Origin of the sequence: Streptomyces bullii (assembly GCF_042657145.1) — a bacterium.
Classification (GTDB): domain Bacteria; phylum Actinomycetota; class Actinomycetes; order Streptomycetales; family Streptomycetaceae; genus Streptomyces; species Streptomyces bullii.
On the sequence record NZ_JBHSNY010000047.1, the window covers coordinates 1 to 641 of the forward strand.

Below are 641 nucleotides of genomic sequence, written 5' to 3' on the forward strand. Positions count from 1 at the left end.
CGGCGGAACTGGAAGAGGTACTTGTTCGGGTGGGTCACCGGTTCGGGCGGGTGGACCTACGGCGGCAGATGCGGGCCTATGTGAACGGTCTGCTCGGCCCGGTGGGCCGGAAGAACAGCTGGCAGCTGGCTGAGCACGCAGGCCACCGCACCCTTGCGGGCCTGCAGAATCTGCTGAACCGTGCACGCTGGAGTCCTGACGAGGTGCGTGACGACCTGCAGGAGTACGTCGCCGAGAAACTCGGGAAGCCGGACGGTGTGCTGATCATCGACGACACCGGCTTTCTGAAGAAGGGCACGGTTTCGGCCGGCGTCCAGCGACAGTACTCGGGGACTGCCGGCCGCACGGAGAACTGCCAGATCGGGGTCTTCGCCGCCTACGCTTCCCGGCACGGACGGGCACTGGTGGACCGGGAGTTGTATCTGCCGAAGTCCTAAACGGCGGACCGGGACCGCTGCGAGGCGGCGAAGATACCCGACGACCGCGAGTTCGCGACCAAGGGCGACCTCGCCAAAGCCATGATCCAGCGGGCCCTGGCCTCGCCACTGCCCATCGCCTGGGTGACTGCAGACTCGGCCTATGGCCAGGAATGGCGGCTGCGGCGGATGCTGGAGGAAGCCGGCGTCGGTTACGTCCTGGCC

At 67.1% G+C, this 641-nt stretch carries 1 pseudogene; it reads left to right on the forward strand.

Annotated features, from left to right (window positions below):
• Positions 1-641, forward strand: a pseudogene (locus ACFPZJ_RS39805) (IS701 family transposase); the annotation flags it as partial.